At 31.0% G+C, this 21,980-nt stretch carries 16 protein-coding genes and 3 pseudogenes; 6 read left to right on the top strand and 13 right to left on the bottom strand.

What is annotated here, in order from left to right; all coding sequences use genetic code 11:
* Nucleotides 1-4: 4 nt before the first annotated feature.
* Complete coding sequence (locus tag DYE57_RS02680) at nucleotides 5-1,996, bottom strand: DHA2 family efflux MFS transporter permease subunit (RefSeq protein ID WP_115312769.1); 1,992 nt, start codon at nucleotides 1,994-1,996, stop codon at nucleotides 5-7.
* 12 nt (nucleotides 1,997-2,008) lie between these two features.
* Entirely contained in the window at nucleotides 2,009-2,656 is a 648-nt protein-coding gene (locus tag DYE57_RS02675; RefSeq protein ID WP_115312768.1) for an HlyD family secretion protein, read from the bottom strand.
* A gap of 139 nt (nucleotides 2,657-2,795) precedes the next feature.
* Between DYE57_RS02675 and DYE57_RS02670 the strand changes: the two genes are divergently transcribed.
* Nucleotides 2,796-3,347, top strand: coding sequence for a TetR/AcrR family transcriptional regulator (locus DYE57_RS02670; RefSeq protein WP_115312767.1), 552 nt, complete (start codon nucleotides 2,796-2,798; stop codon nucleotides 3,345-3,347).
* Between the two features lie 86 nt (nucleotides 3,348-3,433).
* On the opposite strand, the gene DYE57_RS02665 is transcribed toward DYE57_RS02670, so the two are convergent.
* The 5 genes from DYE57_RS02665 to DYE57_RS02650 all read right to left on the bottom strand — a co-directional run bounded on the left by DYE57_RS02665 (nucleotide 3,434) and on the right by DYE57_RS02650 (nucleotide 6,810).
* Nucleotides 3,434-3,634 carry a hypothetical protein gene (locus DYE57_RS02665; RefSeq protein ID WP_115312766.1) on the bottom strand — a complete coding sequence of 67 codons (201 nt, stop codon included), beginning with the start codon at nucleotides 3,632-3,634 and terminating at the stop codon, nucleotides 3,434-3,436.
* 32 nt (nucleotides 3,635-3,666) lie between these two features.
* Complete coding sequence (locus DYE57_RS02660) at nucleotides 3,667-4,476, bottom strand: MFS transporter (RefSeq protein WP_115312765.1); 810 nt, start codon at nucleotides 4,474-4,476, stop codon at nucleotides 3,667-3,669.
* Nucleotides 4,477-4,494: 18 nt separating this feature from the next.
* Complete coding sequence (locus DYE57_RS11715; RefSeq protein ID WP_142743784.1) at nucleotides 4,495-4,638, bottom strand: multidrug effflux MFS transporter; 144 nt, start codon at nucleotides 4,636-4,638, stop codon at nucleotides 4,495-4,497.
* A gap of 55 nt (nucleotides 4,639-4,693) precedes the next feature.
* Nucleotides 4,694-6,085 (bottom strand): membrane-associated protein TcaA, encoded by a 1,392-nt coding sequence (locus DYE57_RS02655; RefSeq protein ID WP_115312764.1) that lies wholly within the window; start codon nucleotides 6,083-6,085, stop codon nucleotides 4,694-4,696.
* A gap of 269 nt (nucleotides 6,086-6,354) precedes the next feature.
* Nucleotides 6,355-6,810 carry a MarR family transcriptional regulator TcaR gene (locus tag DYE57_RS02650; RefSeq protein WP_115312763.1) on the bottom strand — a complete coding sequence of 152 codons (456 nt, stop codon included), beginning with the start codon at nucleotides 6,808-6,810 and terminating at the stop codon, nucleotides 6,355-6,357.
* A gap of 228 nt (nucleotides 6,811-7,038) precedes the next feature.
* Here DYE57_RS02650 and DYE57_RS02645 point away from each other — a divergent pair.
* Nucleotides 7,039-8,001: pseudogene (locus tag DYE57_RS02645) on the top strand (YdcF family protein).
* Between the two features lie 102 nt (nucleotides 8,002-8,103).
* On the opposite strand, the gene DYE57_RS02640 reads toward DYE57_RS02645, so the two are convergent.
* Nucleotides 8,104-8,772 carry an ABC transporter ATP-binding protein gene (locus DYE57_RS02640; RefSeq protein ID WP_115312762.1) on the bottom strand — a complete coding sequence of 223 codons (669 nt, stop codon included), beginning with the start codon at nucleotides 8,770-8,772 and terminating at the stop codon, nucleotides 8,104-8,106.
* A complete protein-coding gene (locus DYE57_RS02635) occupies nucleotides 8,772-9,824 on the bottom strand; it encodes an ABC transporter permease (protein WP_115312761.1) in 1,053 nt (350 codons plus the stop codon). The genes DYE57_RS02640 and DYE57_RS02635 overlap by 1 nt, the downstream gene beginning before the upstream one ends.
* Before the next feature lie 130 nt (nucleotides 9,825-9,954).
* Here DYE57_RS02635 and DYE57_RS02630 point away from each other — a divergent pair, with 130 nt between their 5' ends.
* Complete coding sequence (locus DYE57_RS02630) at nucleotides 9,955-10,629, top strand: response regulator transcription factor (RefSeq protein ID WP_115312760.1); 675 nt, start codon at nucleotides 9,955-9,957, stop codon at nucleotides 10,627-10,629.
* Complete coding sequence (locus DYE57_RS02625) at nucleotides 10,622-11,977, top strand: HAMP domain-containing sensor histidine kinase (RefSeq protein ID WP_115312759.1); 1,356 nt, start codon at nucleotides 10,622-10,624, stop codon at nucleotides 11,975-11,977. Before DYE57_RS02630 ends, DYE57_RS02625 begins: the two co-directional genes overlap by 8 nt.
* Before the next feature lie 126 nt (nucleotides 11,978-12,103).
* Here DYE57_RS02625 and mqo read toward each other — a convergent pair.
* Nucleotides 12,104-13,583 (bottom strand): annotated as a pseudogene (gene mqo, locus DYE57_RS02620) (malate dehydrogenase (quinone)).
* Between the two features lie 337 nt (nucleotides 13,584-13,920).
* Here mqo and DYE57_RS02615 point away from each other — a divergent pair.
* Nucleotides 13,921-15,066: a glycosyltransferase family 4 protein gene (locus tag DYE57_RS02615; protein ID WP_165417827.1), complete on the top strand. Its 1,146-nt coding sequence runs from the start codon at nucleotides 13,921-13,923 to the stop codon at nucleotides 15,064-15,066.
* A gap of 45 nt (nucleotides 15,067-15,111) precedes the next feature.
* On the opposite strand, the gene DYE57_RS02610 is transcribed toward DYE57_RS02615, so the two are convergent.
* On the bottom strand, nucleotides 15,112-16,713 hold the full coding sequence (locus tag DYE57_RS02610; RefSeq protein ID WP_115312757.1) for an L-lactate permease: 1,602 nt from the start codon (nucleotides 16,711-16,713) through the stop codon (nucleotides 15,112-15,114).
* A gap of 357 nt (nucleotides 16,714-17,070) precedes the next feature.
* On the opposite strand from DYE57_RS02610, the gene DYE57_RS02605 reads away from it, so the two are divergent.
* On the top strand, nucleotides 17,071-18,780 hold the full coding sequence (locus DYE57_RS02605) for a CDP-glycerol glycerophosphotransferase family protein (protein ID WP_115312756.1): 1,710 nt from the start codon (nucleotides 17,071-17,073) through the stop codon (nucleotides 18,778-18,780).
* A gap of 199 nt (nucleotides 18,781-18,979) precedes the next feature.
* Here DYE57_RS02605 and DYE57_RS02600 read toward each other — a convergent pair.
* Together DYE57_RS02600 and DYE57_RS02595 are read right to left on the bottom strand one after the other, a co-directional pair.
* A pseudogene (locus DYE57_RS02600) lies at nucleotides 18,980-19,557 on the bottom strand (hypothetical protein).
* 130 nt (nucleotides 19,558-19,687) lie between these two features.
* Entirely contained in the window at nucleotides 19,688-21,856 is a 2,169-nt protein-coding gene (locus DYE57_RS02595; RefSeq protein WP_115312755.1) for a bifunctional glycosyltransferase/CDP-glycerol:glycerophosphate glycerophosphotransferase, read from the bottom strand.
* Between the last annotated feature and the right edge of the window lie 124 nt (nucleotides 21,857-21,980).

The following is a 21,980-nucleotide window of genomic DNA, read 5'->3' as shown; positions in this document are numbered from 1 at the left end:
ATTTTTACTCTTGATGCGTTGCTTTATCTTTAGCATTCGCTTTTTGTGCTGATAATTCTGCTTTTTTCTTACTTTGTAAGAAGAAACTTAAAACTAAAGCAATCGCACTAATGATAGTTGCAACAATAAATGCATCATTCACACCTTCAACAGAGGCAAGTTTATTAACATATTCTAATAGTACTTTTAACGCACCTGATTCTCCACCATACTGTTGTGCTAATTCATGCATATGATCTTGAATCATTGGATTAGTTTTGTCCAACTCATCGCCAAAGGCTGCAACATGATTTGTTTGTTGTGTTGTCATCACTGTAACTAATATAGCTGTACCAATTGAACCAGCTAATTGTCTCATCGTATTTACAAAAGCATTACCATGAGAAATTAATCGACTAGGTAAAGCATTCATACCTGCTGTCATTATTGGCATCATAATAAATGCCATACCAAACGAACGTAATACGTAAATCCCCATAATATGAAGGTAAGGCGTCTCAAGATTTAACTTACTTAACTCCCATGTCGCATAAGTCATTATTCCAATACCAAAAATAGCTAGTGGTTTAATACCGATAGTATCTAATAACTTACCAGCTACTGGACCTAGTGCACCCATAACTAAGGCTCCTGGTAAGAGTAATAAACCAGAATCAAGCGATGAGAATCCCCTTAAATTTTGTAAGTATAATGGAAGTAAAATCATACCACCATATAAACTCATCATCACAATCATATTAATCACTGTAGTGAGCGTATATGTTGGATATTTTAATACTTCTAAACTTAACATTGGTGCTTTCATTCTTAATTCTCTAATTACAAACAAGATGATAAAAATAGTACCAATAACAAACATACTTACAATTTCAGTTGAACCCCATCCTTTATTACCAGCTTCAGAGAAACCGTATAATAAAGCGCCAAATCCAATCGTACTAAATATAATTCCTGGTATATCAGCTTTTGGATTAGTTGTACTTTGATAGAGTTTGAACCAGAATAAACCAATTACTATCGCTACTAAGCCGATAAAGAACATACCGTAAAACATTACATTCCAATGATAGTTTTGAACGATATAACCAGAAAGGGTAGGTCCGATAGCTGGAGCTAAAATCATAGCGATACCCATTGTTCCCATTGCTACACCACGTTTCTCAGGTGGGAAGATGGTAACAATAACGTTAGAACCTAACGGCATTAGAATACCTGCACCAATTGCCTGTAATACACGACCGCTCATCATCACTGGAAAATTAATTGAAATGGCACAGACTAAAGAACCCATTGTAAAGAGTACCAGTCCTACAATAAATAACTTTCTATAAGAATATTTATTAAATAGGAAGGCACTAATTGGGATTAAAATTCCATTGACTAACATAAATCCTGTCATCAACCATTGACCAGTCGATGCAGTGATATTAAATTCAGTATTAATTTTAGGCAATGCAACGTTTAATAATGTTTGATTAAGTATTGCAATGAACATACCGAATAACATTGCTGCTAAAATTTTACCTCTTGTTATACCTTTACCAAAGATAAAATTAGATTCTTGATTTTTAATTTTTTTGTTGACTTTTCCTTCAGTAGAGTTCGGGTCGATAGGGTTTAAAACATCATTTATCTCTGTGTTATAGTGTCCCTCTTGATGATGCCCCTGTTTATCTTCTTTATCGTCATCTTGTTTTGAACGTATTAAATAATTATGTTGATTTTCATACTTACTATCTGAATCCATAGTTTTAGAAGAAATTGGTGTTTCATGTTGTGTTGAATCAAATTTATGTTTTCTTTTGTCATCTTCAATATTTTCTAGATCACTTGCTTTAAATTTAGATTGATAGCATTGTCTCTTAGAATCTTTAGTCGAACGTTGTTCCACTTGTTTGTCTTTTGACTTTTTCTTAGATTTTAAGAAAAAGATATTAATAAGACCAATAAGTATGAGCGCTATTACTATATAAATAATAATGAAGGTCGCTGTCATACGATGACCCCCTTAATTTTTATGGATTTTAACTTCAGCGTTCATACCTGGAACAACATTTTTAGATGGTTCAGAATCTAGAGAAATTTTTACTGGTACGACTTGAGATACTTTAGTATAGTTACCGTCACTGTTAGATGAAGGCATTAATGAGAAACTTGCTGCTGTTGCTTGACCCACTTCTTTAACTTTACCTTTAATTGGAGCTTTTTGACCGTCGATATCAACATCTACATCGTTTCCTTTTTCTACATCAGAAATATCTTTTTCATCAACGTTTGCAGTAATATATAAATCATCTAAATTATATGCGTAAGCGATTGGATTACCTGCTTGTGACATAGAACCTTCCATGCCATCAGTTTTAACGATAGTTCCGTTTTGAGGCATTTTGATGCTCATATCTTTAGATTGACCATCTTGACCTTGTGCTGAAACTTCCGCAACTTTGTCACCTTTTTTAAGTTTATCTCCTTGTTTCACATCAAGAGCTTTAATTTGCCCTGATGCAGGACTTGAGATTTTGATTTGATCTCCGTCTACTTTAGCATTGTCTGTTGTCACATAACTTGTCGCATTATTCCAGAACCAGAAACCTAGTACACCAATGACAACTAGGACAATGATAGTAATCACATTGATTAATATCATTTTCTTCATGAATATACCCTCCTATTTGCTTTTAAAATTCACTTTATCTATTATAGAGTTAAGTAACTAAAAAATACACCAACACTTTTTATAATTGTGTTGGCTTACATTTTTTATAATTTAACTCTCTAATTCTCAAGGTGAAATAATGAAACAACGTGCAAAATATAGAATTATAAAGAGTCTTGTTGAACTATTAGAAGATTATCCATTTGAGGAAATCACAACTAAAATGGTTTGTGCATATAGTGGCGTAAATCGTTCTACTTTTTACGATCATTTTCAAGATAAATATCAATTATTAGAAAAAATTCAAAATTATCACCTAAATAAGTATATGACGTTACTTAATTCTTTCTATCATGATTTTCATAATATTAAAACTGATCAAAAGAAATTATATAAATTTTTCTTACTTATTGCTAAATACATTAAACGTAAAGAAGCATATTTTAAAGCAACTTTAGTAACGCATCCAAATAAAGATATCGCTTTAGATTATATTAATGTAACCAAATGTTACTACGAAAAAGTGATGGACAGATATGAAACTTCTATTACCAATAAACGTATGTTTATTATTTATTCAGTAGGAGGCCAAGCTGGTATATTTATTGATTGGTTACGTAATGGTTGCGAAGAATCTCCTAAAGAAGTTGCTGAAGTTCTATTAGCAAATACTGTAAAATTACAACGTTAAAAAGCTAAGCCTGACAATGAAGACAATCACTTTCACGTAAGTTTAAATCTCAAAACCTATTAAGAAATTGGTTTCATGAATGAGGTTTAGCTTTTTTTAAATACTTTCTTATTAATGATTTGTAATATAACAAGTATCATAGCTGTAAAAGTAATGATTATAATATAAGGCATCGAATTTGTCTCACCTTTTATACCAACCAATGGAGACATCAAACCTCCAAGTAAGGTTTGAAACAATCCCAGAAGACTAGATGAACTTCCTTTTCCACTTTTACTCTCATCCATGGCAATTGAAAAACCAAGTGTTGCTACACCTGTTACTGGAGCAAGAAGAATAACAAAGCCAATGGCAAGAATCCAAAAATTAAAGTGTTAAAGTGATTGATTAAAGTCACTGTAACAATAACGACTCCTAAAATTTGTATCATTGTCATCATTCTTAAAAGTAAGTGTCTTTCAACATAATCAACGAGCTTTCCTGTTAACTGACTAGAAATAGTCAACGTAATACCAATAGATGCAAACATGATACTAAATTGTAAAGGTGAAAACCCATAAATTTTTTGGACAATAAATGGTGATGCAGAAATATAAGTGAATAATAAGATAAATGAAAACCCTTGAATAAGCATTGGTAATACAAAGCGCGGTGTCATAAACAGAAACTTAAAGCTTTGAAATAGTGTACTTAAATGGCTATCGACTCGACGATCATTACTCAATGACTCTGTAACCTTAAATAGAATCCCAAATAGCATCATTAAACCAAAAATGGTTAAAACACAATAAACACCATTCGCCATGTGGCAAAACTCAAAATTAAGCCACCAAGCGCAGGAGCTATTACAGGTGCAATACCGTTGACTAACATTTAGGAGAGATAAGAATTTAGTCAATTCATTACCAGAATACATATCGCTTGCAATGGCCCTAGAAATAATCTCCCCTGCACCACCAATTAGTCCTTGAACTAATCGAAGTGTAATCATTATCCAAATATTTGTAACAAAGACAATTCCTATACTTGCAAGTGTAAAAATAATCATTGCAACAATGAGTGATTTTCTTCGCCCTAGAGTATCAGAAATAGGGCCGGCAAAAAGATTACCAAATGCTAAGCCCACCATAAATAAGGAAATAGTTATTTAAGCAGTAGAGTCGGACGTGCCAAAATCAGCTTTAATATCAGGTAATCCAGGTAAAAACATATCTATTGATAATGGCCCAAACGCAGTCAAAACCCCCAATATCACTATGAATAAAATAGATTTATTCACAGACTTTCTCATTATAAATCCTCCCTATCTATCAATTAACAACTTGTATAAAATTCAAATATACCCCCTAATCCTCTTTCGTTAATTGCATATTACTATTATCTGAATCAATTTCTAATTCATAATCTTTATTTATATAATGACCATAGGAATCAATCTGTTGAATTGTTGTTTTAATCTTATCTCCACTGCGACTCGCACTTAATACTAGTGGAGAATTAATATCAACTGTTGAATGTGTAGTAAAACTATTTTTCATTTCTTTATAAATAGAAGAATTTTTCTTAAAATAACTAGAAATAAAATCAAAATTATTCATATTAAAAGCAGAATTCACTGCTAAAGAATAGCCACTAAAAAATTCGGTTAATTTATTTTTAAGACTATTTTCTTCTTTTTCTTTTTTTTCAACATAGCTATTAATTTTATCACTATCAAATTCTAATGTTACTTTTGTATTGTCTTTTAAGTCATCCGCACTGATTGTTTTAGTCTCTGAACTAAATGTTTTACCTTTTGCTTTTCCAGTAGCTGAAATAGTAATATCTTTCGTTTTAGGATACGGCCCATATTCTTTTGAATGTGAATAGTACATTGTGCGATCATTAATCTTCACTTTTTCAGAATTACTGTTTAATTTATTAGCGCCCTTAAACTTAATATTGAGATAAGATTGGTCAAAATCTTCTGACACATCAACGGTTTCTGAATTACTTTCTTTAAAATCAAAATTTAAATACCCATTGAAAGTTCCATTTTTTGTAGTTTTTTTAGCAGGTAAATGATAAGTACCTGAAATAAAGTTTCCTAGTGGTGTATTTTTATCAGCTTCAGCAATGACAGTTTTTCTCTTGCCACCAGTTTTCAACTCATATTTTGTCTTTTCTTTAGGTTTAGCAATAGGCTGTTTTGTTGGAGCAGTAAAACTCATATTATCAAAAAATAAATATCTTGTACCGTTTTTACTTATCCTTAATACATCTTGACCACTTCTTGTTTGAATATATGAAGCTACGCTAGAATTACTATCATTAAGCTTTTTAACTGTTTGTCTAATATCGTTGATAAAACTTTTAATACCTACTTCTTTTTTTACATAATTAATATATTCTTGTGCTTCATCAGCGTCGACTTTATTCTCTTTCGTACTTAATAAGGTAGCTACCTTTTGTGTGTCATTATTATCTACAGCATTAATTAAAATTTTAGCTTGTGCATCTGGTGAATTAAAATTTTTCAGCAGGAAAAATAAAACTATAAAAAGTATGACAATAAAATAAATAATTCCTATTGGAACAACTCTGCGTAATTTAAGATTAGTAGCATTATCATTCGATGATTGAGATGAGGATTTAGACTTATTTTTTCTTTTTTTATTACTTGTTAATGATTGCCCACAATTAGGACATTGAGTTGCATCGTCATTGATTGTATGATCACAATTTGGGCATTGACTCATTTTATCACCTCTATTTATCTCACTACATTCCGTTCACTTTTATATTATAATTATTTTATCTACCTGATTTATTTTACAGACATACTCATCAAAAAACAATTCCTAAAATATGTAGTTTTCATTGTAATTTAATTAAAACCAAGTTACAGACTAACCTGAATTATATAAATAATAAGTAATTAATTAAATACTAATTTAGTCTTATTTTCCAATATTTATCCATATACATCATTATATTCCTATATGTATAGTACGTTTCTTGATATGACTTATAATTTAGAATTGTACGATTGAATACGATAATCGATAACTTCAAGTACTTGTCTCACTTTTTCAATCTCATTCGTTGCAAAATCACTCGTCATATCATTGGCTATATTACTTATAATCGCCTTTCTTTCAGTAATATACTTTTTTCCTTTATCGGATAACATAACAATTTTTAACCGCTGATCAATTTTAGAATGAGGCCTTTCTAATTTTACTAAATCTGCATCTAATAACTTTTTAACTCTTCTACTTACAGCTGCCTTATTCACACCTTGTTTTTCAGTAATCTGACTAACTGTAAGAGACTCATTATTGAGCATATTAAGCACACTTGATTGTTCTGCAGATATACCATAATCATTTTGTAAATCCTTAAGCAATTTTGCAGTCAATGTATTGACATCATTAATAAACTTTTCTAAAAACGAGATATGATCTTCTATTCTTCTTACCATAATTAATCTCCTAAGTTAAGTAACCTATTTCTATAAAAAAATTATTTTTAATACTTTTAAATAATAGCAAGAATATGCTGAAATTTAAACCTTATCTCTTGAAAAAACTCTGTAACAATCTTCAAATAAACATCACATTGTCGTCAAGCTGTGACATTCTTTAATATTGCTTATTCTAGCTTCTTAGTCTAAATTTATAAGTAAATTAAATAACGAGGTGTAGCAATTATGTTCGCCATATTTTTTTCAATTATAGAGTTGATTTTAATTACATCTTTATATTTTAAACACAATTTGACACTCAATTTATTAAACTTCATTATTTCAATCATTATTAGCTTTGCAATTTGTATTTATCACATCGTTACATATACATTACCTTATGATAAGTTCTTGAATATTTTTATCGCTTCATTATTATTGCTAATCAAACATCGTCATTTACTAACCATCACCAAAAGCCGACGATCTCTTAGTCAAATTTTGAAGGTTATTTATCAAGTTTTATTATTCTTTGTAGCTTGTTTATATATCAGCACAATACCTACTCCAATTTTAAATGGCATTGCGATATGGTTAAGTAGCGTTGCATTAAGTACCATATTTGCTTTCGTTAATTACGTATCGTAGTCATCTGCTTATGGTAGTCATCATTTTTCTAAAACTATTGATTTAATCATGGTTCTTGGTGCTGGTATTTTTACTGAACAAGTCACCCCCTTACTTGCTGCACGTTTAGATCGTACAATTGAAGTATATCTCACACAACAAAGTCAAACACTCATCTTAGTTAGTGGTGGTCAAGGACACGATGAGCCCATAACTGAAGCACTTGCCATGAAACGGTACTTGATGGCAAATGGTATACCTGAAGAAATGATTTTGACTGAAGCGCAATCGATAAATACTAAAACGAATTTCTTATATTCAAAACCTATTATTCAAAATCACTTTCCCCGACAGTCACACTTTCTGTGCGTGACAAGTCAATTTCACATTTTAAGAGCTTTACGTCTTGCTAAAAAAATTGGATTAAAGTTTGATGGACTTGGTAATTATACACCATATCATTTTTTGTGTCGCTCACTACTTAAAGACTTTTTAGGCCTCATGCATCAATACAAAATATTACTTACAATTTACTTCGCTGTTTTATTCTGGGCAGCTATAATAAAGTTATTAATACTATAAAAAAGCAAGAAAAGAAATAAGAATTTCTAACGTATTGTAAAACATATGCTTCTCTCACATAGTCAATTACAATAACACTCTTATTTCTAATTCTTGCTTTATTTACTCTTTCACTATTTTCCCATCATATAATTCGATGATACGATCAGCATATTTAAATAAACTTTCGTCATGCGTAATCATAATTCCTATCATTTGATGTTCTTTGATTTGTTGTTTAATCATATGAACAACATCTTGAGCTCGTTGGGCATCTAAACTTGCTGTCGGTTCATCTGCTAAAATTATTTTAGGATGGTTCATTAAAGCTCTCATGATGGCAACGCGTTGCTTTTCTCCACCCGATAACATATGCGGATAACTTTTAAGACGTTCTTTTAAACCTATACTTTTTAATAAGCTTATTGCTCTATCTTTAGCTTCTTTACTGGATATCCCTGTTTCTTTTCCTACTAAAATTAGTTGATCTAATACGCTTAGATAAGGAACTAAATGTGATGATTGAAAGATAAATCCTATATCCTTAAGTCTAAGTTCAGTATTGCTTGTCTGCTTATTAAATAAGGATTGCCCTTGATATAGGATACTACCGGAAGTTTGTGATAAGAGACCACCTAAAATAGTTAACAGTGTTGTCTTACCTGATCCAGAAGCACCATTTAATATAACGAATTCTCCATCTTCTACTTCAAAATTAATATCTCTTAGCACTTCTGTTTTTGAATTTTTTTCTCCAAACGTTTTACTAATTTCTTTTACTACTAGACTCATTATTGAGCACCTCCTATAGCTTCGATAGGATCAATTTTTATTAATTTTACAAATGATAATGATGTACCAATAAGTCCTACTATCATAAATACAATAAGAACAATGACTAAATTGTGTGGACTAATGTGAAATGGCATCGATACTGGTAAGAGTTGGCCCATTAACATAATCATTCCTTCTGCTAAAGCTACTCCAACAAATGAAATGATAGATATTTGAATAATCAGTGAGATTAATAAATGTTTTGTTGTTATCCCGATTGCTTTTAATATTCCAATTTCAGATGTTTTCTGAATCGTCATAACATAGAAAAACGCACTTAATACAATCGCAGTAATAACGTACAAGCTAATTATCATCATATTTAATGGGCTTTGTTCAGCATGATAACTTGCTATATTATCGGTTAACATTTTTGTACTTGTAGTTTGAATACCATCAATCTTCCCTAGTTGCGCTTTCTCTGTTTTAGACTGTTGATTGACAGCATAAAACGTTGCTACATTATGTTCTTGATTAATTTTTGATTGATCCATCATGACTACATTACTATGCGCATACATTGTATTATTTAAAATACCAACTACTTTATATGTCATATCATCATCCTTTATTTTAAATTTATCTCCTTGATGAAGTCCTTCAGCGGTTAGTTTTTCGTTGATGGCTATTTCATTTGAACCTTTAGGATACGTTCCAGATTTCAAACTAGGTTGGTGAAGTTTAACGTGATTGATGGCCATCACATTTTCTTCATTATCATTAATTTTGAATGTTTTTCCTGCCATTTTCAAAGGCTTCTCATTGATTGTGTTAGAAATTTCATCTTGTTTACTTTTTGAAATGACTGATTTCTCTAATTGAGGATCTTTCATTTTTTGAATAATAAATTGGTTGCTCTTAATTTGCTCAAATATTGAAACATTTTCTCGAGCTAACCCTTGGGCTAACCCACTTATAAAAAGAACCATAACTGCCATTAAGAAAATAATAAATGTAATTAGTATAAATCTAAATTTATAAAATGCAATTTCTTTCCAAGCTAAGTTCATTAATATCCTCTCCCAAATTTTTCTATACTCATTTTAAGAAACCAATATGAACTCAATATGAACACATGTAAATTTGTTAGAATATGCTTTAAAATAGTATAATAATTAAAAAATCAGGAGCGTATAAAGTATGATACATTGCTTAATTGTTGATGATGATGAAAAACTAGTAAAATACGTTGCTAATCATTTAAGTCAAGAAAATTTTTGCACGCATTCTTTTTTTAGTGGTGAAGAAGCACTCGATTATCTTGAAGATAAACCTGTAGATATCGCGATTGTCGATATTATGATGAAAGGCATGAACGGTTTTGAACTTTGTAAAGTTCTCAAAGAAGACTATGATATACCAGTTATTATGCTTACTGCAAGAGATGCTTTAAGTGATAAGGAACGCGCTTTTTTAAGTGGAACTGATGATTATGTTACAAAACCTTTTGAAGTTAAAGAGTTGTTATTTAGAATCCGAGCCGTTTTAAGACGCTATCAAATTAATGCAAGTGATGAGGTGAAATTAGGCAATCTGACATTAAACCAGTCTTACATGGAACTCTCCGTTAATTCAAAAACGATGACACTTCCTAATAAAGAATTTCAAGTAATTTTCTTATTAACATCGAATCCTAAACACATTTTTACGCGTAATGACATGATTGAGAAGATTTGGGGATTTGACTACGAAGGCGATGATCGTACAGTTGATGTTCATATTAAACGTTTACGTCAACGCTTAAGTAAATTAGGTGCAACCATTTCCATTCAAACAGTACGAGGTCAAGGTTATAGGGTGAATAATTATGTTTAAAACACTTTATACAAGAATTGCCATCTATACTATTACGGTTATTTTATTTAGTGCATGTGTTAGCTTTCTTCTTACAAATGTCTATTACCACTACAATTTAAAGGGTCCTAACGATGCAAAAATCATGAAGACACTTAAAGATGCACGTCGTTATGAATCATCACAAGATTCTAATCATCTACGTAATTATTTTAATCATTTAGGCGATATGAATTATCAGGTGCTCACTGTTGATCAACAAGGTAATAAGCATTTTTATGGAGCATCTTTTCGTAAAGATACATTATCTCAACGAGCAATACATAACGTATTAAAAGGTCATGATTATCATGGCATTAAAAACAAGCCCTTTGAACTCTTTGTCACTGGATTTTTTGATAATGAAACGGATAATACTGTTGGAATAAAATTTAACACAACAAGTGGTTCGTTGGCAGTCTTTATGCGCCCAGACATTGGTGAAACATTTGGTGAATTTAGAATATTTTTAGCTGTTTTATTAACACTTTTACTAATAATTTCTATTTCGTTAGTTATCGCTTCTACGTATTCAATTATTAAACCGGTCACAGCTTTAAAAAAAGCCGCTTCAAGACTTATGTATGGTGATTTTAATACTCCTATTCGACAAACAAGACAAGATGAAATTGGAACATTGCAATCTCATTTTGATACAATGCGACAAAACTTAGGACAAGTCGACCAAATGAGAAAACATTTTGTTCAAAATGTATCTCACGAAATTAAAACACCTCTCACACATTTACAACGCATACTTACACAGCTTCAAATAACAAAAAGTAATGAAGAAAAACAAATGTACATCAACGAAATATTTAGCATTACAACACAAGTCAGTGAATTAACAAAAGAGTTATTATTGTTATCTGAATTAGATAATGCTTCACATTTAACATTTAAAGACAAGATCCAATTAAAAGAACTAATTATAAATATCGTAAGACATGAGCAATATCGGACAGATGACAAAGATTTAGTAATTTTCACTGACTTAGATAATATCCATTTCCTAGGAAACGAACGTTTGTTACATCAGGCCTTTAGTAATTTAATTATTAATGCAATTAAATATTCACCGCAACATAATATGATTGACATCCGTTTACAACAGCTTAAAGATACAATTATATTTGTTGTTGAAAATGAAGGAACTATCTCAGAGCAAGATGCTCATCACATTTTTGATAGATTTTATAAATTAGGTGATGAACCTAATAGTAATGGCTTGGGACTTGCGATTACTCAATCAATCATTCATTTACACCACGGAGAAATCACAGTCAAGTCAAATAAAACGACATGTTTTACTGTGAAGTTATTTCATTAGGTAATTTATGTGTCTAACAAGTAAATACCGATGTACTTCACTCAATTGAAAAGACCTTTAAATGATTTCTTCAAAAGAAACACTTAAAGGTCTTTTAAAAACTATAGTATTTTACATTTTCTTGGATTATTTTACATTTAAATATTTTGTTATTTCTTGATGTACTGTATGATAAACATCTTCATGTTCTGATAATTTTAACCCGAATGAAGGTACGATCTCTTTTATTTTGACTTCCCAACTATTAAATTCTGATTGATAACATCTTTGTAAAACATCAAACATAATATCTACAGCTGTTGAAGCTCCTGGTGATACCCCCAATAATGCAGCGAGTGTACCATCTTCAGATGTAATCACCTCAGTACCAAATTGTAAATTACCTTTAGATTGTTCAGTGTCTTTAATTACTTGAACACGTTGTCCAGCAATAATGACCTCCCAATCTTCATCTTTCGCCTCTGGGAAGAACACACGTAAATCATCTATACGTTCTTCATTAGAAAGCATTAATTGAGATATTAAATACTTTGTTAAATTAAATTCTTTTACCCCAGCACTTAACATCGTTACAATATTATTGGGTTTTACAGATTTAATTAAATCTAAATATGACCCCGTTTTTAAGAACTTAGGTAAGAAACTTGCAAATGGTCCAAATAATAATGACTTCTCGCCGTTTACAAACCTAGAATCTAAATGCGGTACAGACATCGGCGGTGCACCTACTTCTGCTTTACCGTAAACTTTTGCATGGTGCCGTTTAATGACCTCTGGATTAGTACATCTTAAGAATAAGCCACTCACAGGGAAACCACCTATGTGTTTTGATTCTTTAATGCCAGTTTTTTGTAATAATGGTAAACTAGCACCACCCAGCACCAATAAAGACAAATTTAGTCTCATAAGTTACTTCTTGACCAGTAGTTAAATCTTTGATAATGACATTCCAATTATCATTATTTAACTTTTTAATGTCTTGAACTTCATGTTTGTATTTAATTTCCATATTATTTTCTTGTAAATTATTAATTAATTTTTTAGTTAACGCACCAAAGTTAACATCTGTTCCAGTTTCATCATAAGTAATAGCTATAGGTTCGTCAGATTGGCGCCCCTCCATCATTAATGGCACCCATTCTTTAATCTGCTCTGTATCCTGCGAAATCTTCATTTTTTCAAATAACACATTTTTTTGTAAGCTAGCTACACGACTTTTTAAAAAGCGTACATTTTCTTCACCTTTAACAAAGCTCATGTGTGGTACAGATTGAATAAAGTTCCCCGGACTTTTCAACTGACCAGTGCGCACTAAATATGCCCAAAATTGTTTAGATAACTGAAATTGTTCATTAATATGAATTGCTTTAGTAATATCTACTGAACCGTTTTTACCTTCTTTTGTATAGTTCAACTCACACAAAGCTGAATGACCCGTCCCCGCATTATTCCAAACATTTGAACTTTCTTCACCAGGTTGGTTCAATCTTTCAAATAATATAATGTCTTTCTCAGGTGATAATTCTTTTAGTAGTGTTCCTAATGTTGCGCTCATAATACCGCCACCTATTAAGATGACATCTGTTTTGCTATGTTGTGTGCTCATAACAAACACAGTCCCCCTTTTCTTTAAATAAATGGAACGATGACTCTATTGGATTTGTTTTAATATAGATTTTCTTATTGAAGCGCTTTCTCAATCTATAAATAATATATCCCAAGAGTTATTAAAGGAAGCGCCAATTTCTTCCCAATCATAACCATTGATTAGACTACTTCAATTATATACATAAATTGCATTTCACAAAAGGATAAAAGTCAGTTATAAATAAAAATTAAAATTGATAGCTAAACATGTATAGGTATTCACATATTACCTTAACTCATCTTTCTAATGTTATAATAATTGATAATAAAATAGAAACAATGAGGTGTTAATTTCAATGAAATCGTTCACGTTTTTCATGCATAATATTTATGCTATGGGTGGAACGGTAAAGTCTGTCTCTCAGCTCGCAAATACTTTAGCTCAAAAAGGACATCCGGTGACTATCATTTCTGTCTTTAGAGGTGCAGACTCGCCCTATTTCAAACTACATCGAGATATTAATGTAAAAATTCTTATTGATTATCGTTTTAAGCCCCAAAATTTAACAGCTATTCTAGCAAATCGCGTTAGAGCCTATACTCCTCTTTTGAAACCTAAGACAATCTCTCAACATGAACCAGGTCTCAGTCAATTTTCAAGTTATGTAGAAAAGAAAATAATTAAAGCTATGAAACATGTAAAAAGCGATGTATTAATAGGAACTAGAGCGAGCTTTAATATCCTTATCTCAAAATATGCCAAAAAAGAAATAACAACAGTTGGAATGGAACATATGAATTATGATGCACATTCTACTAAGTATCAACAAGAAATGATAGCTTCATATCGCAATCTTAATAAAATAACAACTTTAACGACAGCAGATCAAAAAAAATACCAATCTTTACTTAAAACTCCAGTTTATGTCGTTCCAAATATGCTTACCGAGAAAAAAATTGCCGCACCTAAAAAGAACCTTATCATAAGTGCAGGTAGGTTAGAATATGAAAAAGGATATGACTTGTTATTAGAAAGTGTACGTCTTATTCAAGATGACTTAAGACGCCTACATTATGAAATTCATATATATGGAAACGGTGAAGAAAAAGAAGCACTTATTCATTTTATCAATCAATATCAATTAGCTGATATCATCAAAATTTACGAATCCACTCAAGAATTAAGTAGTAAACTAGCTCAAAGTAAAATAGTGGTTGTCCCCTCAAGAAATGAAGGATTTGGTATGATCATCTTAGAAGCAATGTCACAAGAAAATATCGTGATTAGCTTTGAAGGTAATGTGGGACCAGATTCTATTGTAGAGAACGGGAAAAATGGTTATCTTGTGTCACACGGCAATGTTTCTGAACTTGCTAAAAGAATAGATCTTACCACACAACATTATAATGAATTAGAACACATTGTTACCAATAGTAAAGCAACACTTAAAAATTTCAGTCCTGATGCAATCTATCAAGATTTTATTTCCATATTTAATTAAAATAAAAACCTCCGATCCTCAATTTGGATCGGAGGTTTAAACTATTTATAGAATGAATGACAAAATGAATGTCCACAGACAGATAAATACTAGTAAACCTATACTATAACGTAATGTCATTTTAAGTAATTCTGATTCTTTACCAACTTCTTTGACAGCTGCTGTCGCAATGGCGATAGATTGTGGAGAAATCAATTTAGCTGCTACCCCACCAGCAGTATTAGAAGCTACAAGTAGTGAACCGCTTGTACCTATTTGTTGTGCTACAGATGCTTGAATTGGCGCAAATAGTGAGTTGTTATTAACAACTGAACCCGTCATAAACACGCCAATCCAACCAAGAATTGGTGATAAAATTGGGAATACATTTCCTTCTTTAGAAATACCTTGCCCCATAGCATTACTTAAGCCACCATAAGTTGTAATCTTAGAAATTGCTAAGATAAAACAAATTGTTAAGATTGGTAACCATAATTCTTTAAATGCTTCAATGAATAAACGACCTGCATCCCCAAAGTTTACTTTCTTAGACATTAATACAGTAATAATAATTGTAATTAAAATCGCAGTACCTGTTTGTCCAATAAGATTTAAAGATAATGTAATAGGTTTATGAGAAATGTTACTAAATGTACCTGGTAAATCAAAGTTAGCTACTAACGCTGATAATTTACCTTTAGGTGCAAATAATGCTTTAAATGAAGGTGCACTCCAAATCATAACAATAACTGTTAAAATCACGAATGGACTCCATGCGAATAAAACATATTTACCTTTAAGTTTCTTAGCTGGTTCTGGTTTAACATCTTTTTGAACTCTATAAATATTTTTAGGTTGGAACTTTTTAGAGAATAAAGCTAATGCAAGCATAGATGCTAATGATGGAATAATATCAGCTAATTCTGGTCCATTAAATACCGTAATTAAAGCTTGTAAAACAGTGTAAGTCACTGATACAACTAAGATTGAAGGTAATGTTTCTTTAATTCCTTTGAAACCATCAATAATGAAGATTAATAAGAATGGAATAAAGAAGTTAATCACTGCTAAAGTTAATGTAGATGCTTGAGAAACACCCATAGCAGCTACATGACCAGGTAAGTTTAACGTGTCAACTACACCTACTGGAATACCAATTGCCCCAAATGCACCAGAAGCTGCATTAGCTACTAGACATAACATCGCACCTTGTAATGGTCTAAACCCAAGTTGAGCTAATAACAATGCACAAATAGCAATTGGAACACCAAATCCTGCTACACCTTCTAAAAATGCATTAAATGAAAAACCAATTAAAAGTAACTGAATACGTTGGTCTTGAGAAATACTTGTAATACTATCTTGAATTGTAGAAAATTGACCAGATTTCAAAGTAATCTTATAAAGTAACACCGCCATAACAACGATATAACCGATTGGGAAGACACCTTGGAAGAAACCTTCTACAACTGCACCAGATGCAATTCCCACTGGCAATTTGAAAAATGGAATTGCAATTAATAAAGTAACCACTAAGGTTGTGATAGCAGCATAAATTCCTTTCATTTTAAACACTGTAAGACACAGTAAGAATAAAATAATAGGTATTGCTGCAACTAAACTTGATAATAATAAATTACCAAATGGGTTAAATGATTCTACTAACATTTTGAACTCTCCTAATTAAATCTTTCAGTCATGTAAACGAGGTAGACCCATACTGTCCCCCTTAATAATATAATAATATGTTAAAAATTGTATTAAATCAGTACGACTCCCACAAGCATATCGTAACCATTTTTACAAGAAAAATATAACATTTTTCAGTAAAAAGTTCAATGTTATTGACTTATTTTATAACAGTATGATATGAGAAATCAATTTTTAATAAATCTTTTTTATAACATATTATTTTAATAGTTATAAAGCATATATATTCTTTCATAACAAGTTTACATGAATTATGTAATGGAGCGTGATAAAATAAGAATACAAAATAACCGTTAAGAGATAGAAGGAAGTTTTATGATAAAACAAATCAATATTTCAAATATGACAAAATTTACCGAACAACTTGAAAGAGCATTAAATGAAGGATATACGCATGTTGTTCCTTATTCTAATGAAATCCAAATACATCAGTCAATGCTTAAATCTATAGAACTACCTACTACTTCGTTTGTAGTAGATTATACGTTACATCACCAATATTTAAATGATTGTAAATATTTTGGTAAGGATTACGTCAACTTTGAAGATTGGGTCAAGAATATTAATCTATATCCAAATGTAATATACGAAATCAATGCTGCATTAAAACTCATGAATAAGTTTGAGGTTGAAAATATTTTTGACTTAGCGTTACTAACACTTCTCAAAGGCCATGTTGCCGTAGATGGTCATGTGGCATTGGATTTTAAAACTCCACTTAAAACAAGTAAGGTATTTTGGCGTTCATTTGATCGTAATGAGGTAACCTATAGAGATCAATTTTTCTTAAATAAGATTGCTTATGAACATAAACAAAGAATCCCGTTTACACGGGTGCCATTTAATGACCATGATAGCATTAGATATTATGATTCGGTTCTACTGAGCACTAAATTTAAAGCACCTCGCTGGTTATCCAATCCTGTTAAGAATTATTCATTGCGTAAACATAAAGAAATTAGTTACATTTATGAAAAGAATGAATCAAAAACTGAGAATCATGTCGTCTTTTTGGGATTTGACTATGGTTATCGAGGTAATTCAAAATATTTATTTAATTATTTCGTTAAACGTAATGCTACCGTTGAATCTTATTTTATAACAAATGATAGAACGGGACCACATTTTATTTCACCAGAAGATGAACAAGCAAAAACATTAATTGAAAGTGCACGTGTGGTTATTATCGAAAGCTATCTACCTGATAATATTTTTCCAAATGGTAAAGTCATTCAACTATGGCATGGTACACCAATCAAACGATTATTTTTAGATAGCAAAGAACCTCATCAAAACTTAAATATTTATAACTACCGTGCCCGTAAATATAATAAATGGTTACACCAAGATTACCTAATTGTGGACTCAAAAGCTGCTGTAAATAACTTTGAATCAGCTTTTCCATCTCAAAAATTAGAAGTATTACCTGTTGGTTACCCAAGAGTAAATTACTTAACGAATAGAGAGAATGATATTTCATTAATTAAGCGACTGATAAAAGGATTAAACATTGACCCGTCTAAACCAGTATTGCTTTATTTGCCTACTTGGAAAACTGAAACATCTAATGAAGATTTACTACCAGTTAAAGAACAATTGTTAAGTAAATATAACGTTATTTTTAAAGGTCATATTGAAAGCAATTATGACGAAGATAGTCATCATGTTCTACCTGAAAATGTCATTATTCCGCCTAAAAGTGTTGAAACACAAGATTTACTTATTATCTCAGATATTGTCTTAACCGATTATTCATCAATTATTTTTGATGCTTTAACTGTTAATAAACAAGTATGTCTATATACACCTCAGCATTCAAATTATATAAAAGAGCGTGGCGTGTATGATGAAATAATAAATAGTTTAAAACCAGTATGGTATACTGACTCTGATTTATTAACTAATGATTTAATTACTAATAATATTACACGTATAGAAAATAACTATATCAACACTCAGAATAATTCATTAGAAGATATTAGCCGTCTGATTACTCAATTATTAAATTCAGTCTATATAAGCTAAAACGAGAGTGGGAGAGAATTCGTATTAAATTCGTGGTCTCACCCCGACAACGAGGACTAGAAATGAAAAACTTGATATAAGCACATTTTCATTTCAATCATCAACTGCCGGCCGATACGTAAAAAACTCTCTTCAAAGTTTTCATTTGTTAATGTCTACTTTGAAGGGAGCTTTCTATCTCGGGCTTGTTTTATTTAAATTATTGTTGATAATTCGGATCAACCACTGTAGGTTGTCCTTGACGATTGACTGTTACAATAGAATAAATGCCTTTTTTAGAAGGGGCTTTAAAACTAAAGACATATCTATAACCATCATCTGTTGATTCGATAGAATAATCATTATATGTTTTATTAGAATTACCAAACATATTCGCCTCATTTTTAGCGATATTTAGTGACGTTTTGAAATTAGGTAATTGTTGTAAAGCTTGAGCTTGATTACCTTCAAATGGAGAAAGGTTTCTAGCTACTTTTGTTGCATTTCGGCTATGGTATGGAGCCACGTAATCCTTATTATTTTGTGTAGCTTGGGTTTGATTAGATGATTGATTCTCTTGGTTAAATGTTGAATTTGAAGACGTTTGTTGCCGATTACTATTTTTATCTTTAGGATTATCCTGTTTGTTTGACTTATTCTTAGAATCATGGTTCGTTTGTTTATCTTTTTGTTCTGTTTTCGAACTATTATTTTTTTCTCATTATTGTCTTTTCCACCATGGGCACAACCTGCCAATAAAAGAGATAAAATAGTAACACTTGCAAATAACTTTTTCATGTAAATCGCCTCTTACTTGATTTCACCACTAATCGAAATTTAATTTCTATCCCTCCTTAAAACATAAAAAGGGTATAATATTAGTTTCTTACTAATATTATACCCTAAACTTATTAATTAAGTATGAAGTTTATCTGTTATTTTTTATATCTTTATGAATCAAATCACCGATATATTGGGAGGCCTTGCCGTCATCTACAGAACAGAATCTATCATAAAATGCGTCAATTTTATCTTGGTACTCGTTTTGAACTTTTCCTAAATCTTTTAATGCTTTAGCTAAACCATATGGCTCAGTATATATAGGACCTGGCAAGTCTTTCATATAGTCCATATAAAAACCTCTTAACCCTTTATCATATTTATCAATATCATAAGCGAAGAAGAATTGAGGACGTTTTAAAATGCCGTAGTCGAACATAACTGATGAATAATCAGTAATTAGACAATCACTAATCAAGAATAACTCTGATACATCATTATAATTAGAGACATCTATAGCAAAGTTTTCGTAACCTGAGAGATCTAGCACATTAGAAATAAGATAATGCATGCGCAGTAAAATAACATATTTATCACCAAGTTCTTTATAGAGATTATCTAGATCAATTTTAAGCTCAAATAAATATTTACCCTTACTGACAAATTCGTCATCTCTCCAAGTTGGTGCATACGTGATGACCTTTTTATCGCTTGATAAATTTAAATTCTTTTTAATTTCATTAATATAATTTTTATCACTCGCTCTGTTAACTAAAACATCATTTCTAGGATAACCAATTTCCAAAATTCTATGCTCATCCATCCAAAAAGCACTTCTAAATATTTCTGAAGAATACCTATTAGGTGAAATTAAATAATCCCAACGTGTCGTCTCAAGATTGAAATTTCTTTTATATCTTGCAGTCGTAGTACCTGGCATACGAACTACTTTCATGTCATTCGCCAAGCGTTTAAGGGGGGTTCCATGCCAAGTTTGAATATATGTTTGATTATCTTTTTTATTTAAATATAGAGGTGTACGAGCATTTGAAACCCAGTAACTTGCCTCTGAGTAGGCTTGGTAGTATTCAGTTGAACCACGTTTTACCTTAATGGCATTGCCCGGCACAACACTTTTATCTGGATTTTTAAGAGACCACACATATCGGTAATTCGGATAATATTTTTGCATATATTCATAAATGTATTTAGGACTATCACTATAGTTTTTACCACCAAATGATTCAAAGACGATTGTTTCAAATTTAACATTTTCTTCTTTATCTGTAAGTTCATAAACTGAACGTTCTTTATTTTTTCTTCTTAAGACAACATTCTTAACATGTCTAAGTGTCTTTCTAAATTGGTTCACTTTAAATGCTTTATCAGTAACATTGTACATCAATAAAACTGTTTCAATTTTATTGATAAGTCTTTGATGTTTGGCTAAATGAACATTTAAAAATTTTGATAATTCTACAAGAGTAGCTTTATGCTTGTAATAACGTTCTTTAATATCATGACGCATTGGATCAAACTCATTAGCAATTTTTCTTACCATTTTATCAACAATAAACTCTCGAGTATCTTTATTTGTTGTTCTCTCTAAAGCATCATAGAAACTTTTCACATAGTCCTCAAAAAGAACATCAAAACTTTGTTCACTAAGTGTCAATGTTTCAAATGGATCGAAAACTTCCCCACGGAAATAAAATGGAAAGTTTAATATACGTACAAATTTATTTACATATTTCATGTACTCAAGCACAAATGACCAGTCAGTATAGATATTTAAATCTTCATTGAAACGAATATGATGGGCTTTAACTATTGCTGTTCTAAAAATAATATTACATACAGATTGCTTTCTTAAAAATTCATTAACATTAGTATTAGCGTTACGAAATTCTACTGTCACACGATCTAAATCAACAATTTGAGGACGTTTAGTAGTGAATGAATGTATCGGAGCAATTAAACCATCTGTATAGTTAAATTTCTCTAAATAAAATGTTATTGCATAAGAGGCCAACTCATCATCAGCATCTAAAAACATGAAATACGGTGTCTCTACTTCACCTAATGCAACGTTACGTGCGTGTGCGTGACCTTGATTATTTTTCAAATTAATGAAATTAACTTTTTTATCATAATCTTTTAAAGTTTCATGCATTAACTGTTCACTTTGATCTGTAGAACCATCGTTTACAATAATAAGTTCAAAATCTTGAGTTCGCTGTTGCTTAATACTTTCTAAACAACTTTGAATATACTCCTCCGAATTATAGTATGTGACAATAATTGTCAGTGTATTCATGCTATACGTCCTTTCTGTCTAATATAAGAATGACACAAATTTAAATTTGACTTACCGACAAATCCTCGATATTTATCGTTTACTCATTTACTAAGGATTTACAAAAATTTAACATTGCAATTAT

It is taken from the genome of Staphylococcus saccharolyticus (assembly GCF_900458815.1).
GTDB classification, from domain to species: domain Bacteria; phylum Bacillota; class Bacilli; order Staphylococcales; family Staphylococcaceae; genus Staphylococcus; species Staphylococcus saccharolyticus.
The sequence above is the reverse complement of the archived record's forward strand: the minus strand, read 5'-3'. Positions and strand labels throughout refer to the sequence as shown.

Excerpts from the sequence above, each read along its gene's own strand:
- DYE57_RS02680 (WP_115312769.1), bottom strand. The coding sequence starts at position 1,996 with ATGACAGCGACCTTCATTATTATTTATATAGTAATAGCGCTCATACTT.
- DYE57_RS02675 (WP_115312768.1), bottom strand. The coding sequence starts at position 2,656 with ATGAAGAAAATGATATTAATCAATGTGATTACTATCATTGTCCTAGTT.
- DYE57_RS02670 (WP_115312767.1), top strand. The coding sequence starts at position 2,796 with ATGAAACAACGTGCAAAATATAGAATTATAAAGAGTCTTGTTGAACTA.
- DYE57_RS02665 (WP_115312766.1), bottom strand. The coding sequence starts at position 3,634 with ATGGATGAGAGTAAAAGTGGAAAAGGAAGTTCATCTAGTCTTCTGGGA.
- DYE57_RS02660 (WP_115312765.1), bottom strand. The coding sequence starts at position 4,476 with ATGGTGGGCTTAGCATTTGGTAATCTTTTTGCCGGCCCTATTTCTGAT.
- DYE57_RS11715 (WP_142743784.1), bottom strand. The coding sequence starts at position 4,638 with ATGAGAAAGTCTGTGAATAAATCTATTTTATTCATAGTGATATTGGGG.
- DYE57_RS02655 (WP_115312764.1), bottom strand. The coding sequence starts at position 6,085 with ATGAGTCAATGCCCAAATTGTGATCATACAATCAATGACGATGCAACT.
- DYE57_RS02650 (WP_115312763.1), bottom strand. The coding sequence starts at position 6,810 with ATGGTAAGAAGAATAGAAGATCATATCTCGTTTTTAGAAAAGTTTATT.
- DYE57_RS02640 (WP_115312762.1), bottom strand. The coding sequence starts at position 8,772 with ATGAGTCTAGTAGTAAAAGAAATTAGTAAAACGTTTGGAGAAAAAAAT.
- DYE57_RS02635 (WP_115312761.1), bottom strand. The coding sequence starts at position 9,824 with ATGAACTTAGCTTGGAAAGAAATTGCATTTTATAAATTTAGATTTATA.
- DYE57_RS02630 (WP_115312760.1), top strand. The coding sequence starts at position 9,955 with ATGATACATTGCTTAATTGTTGATGATGATGAAAAACTAGTAAAATAC.
- DYE57_RS02625 (WP_115312759.1), top strand. The coding sequence starts at position 10,622 with ATGTTTAAAACACTTTATACAAGAATTGCCATCTATACTATTACGGTT.
- DYE57_RS02615 (WP_165417827.1), top strand. The coding sequence starts at position 13,921 with ATGAAATCGTTCACGTTTTTCATGCATAATATTTATGCTATGGGTGGA.
- DYE57_RS02610 (WP_115312757.1), bottom strand. The coding sequence starts at position 16,713 with ATGTTAGTAGAATCATTTAACCCATTTGGTAATTTATTATTATCAAGT.
- DYE57_RS02605 (WP_115312756.1), top strand. The coding sequence starts at position 17,071 with ATGATAAAACAAATCAATATTTCAAATATGACAAAATTTACCGAACAA.
- DYE57_RS02595 (WP_115312755.1), bottom strand. The coding sequence starts at position 21,856 with ATGAATACACTGACAATTATTGTCACATACTATAATTCGGAGGAGTAT.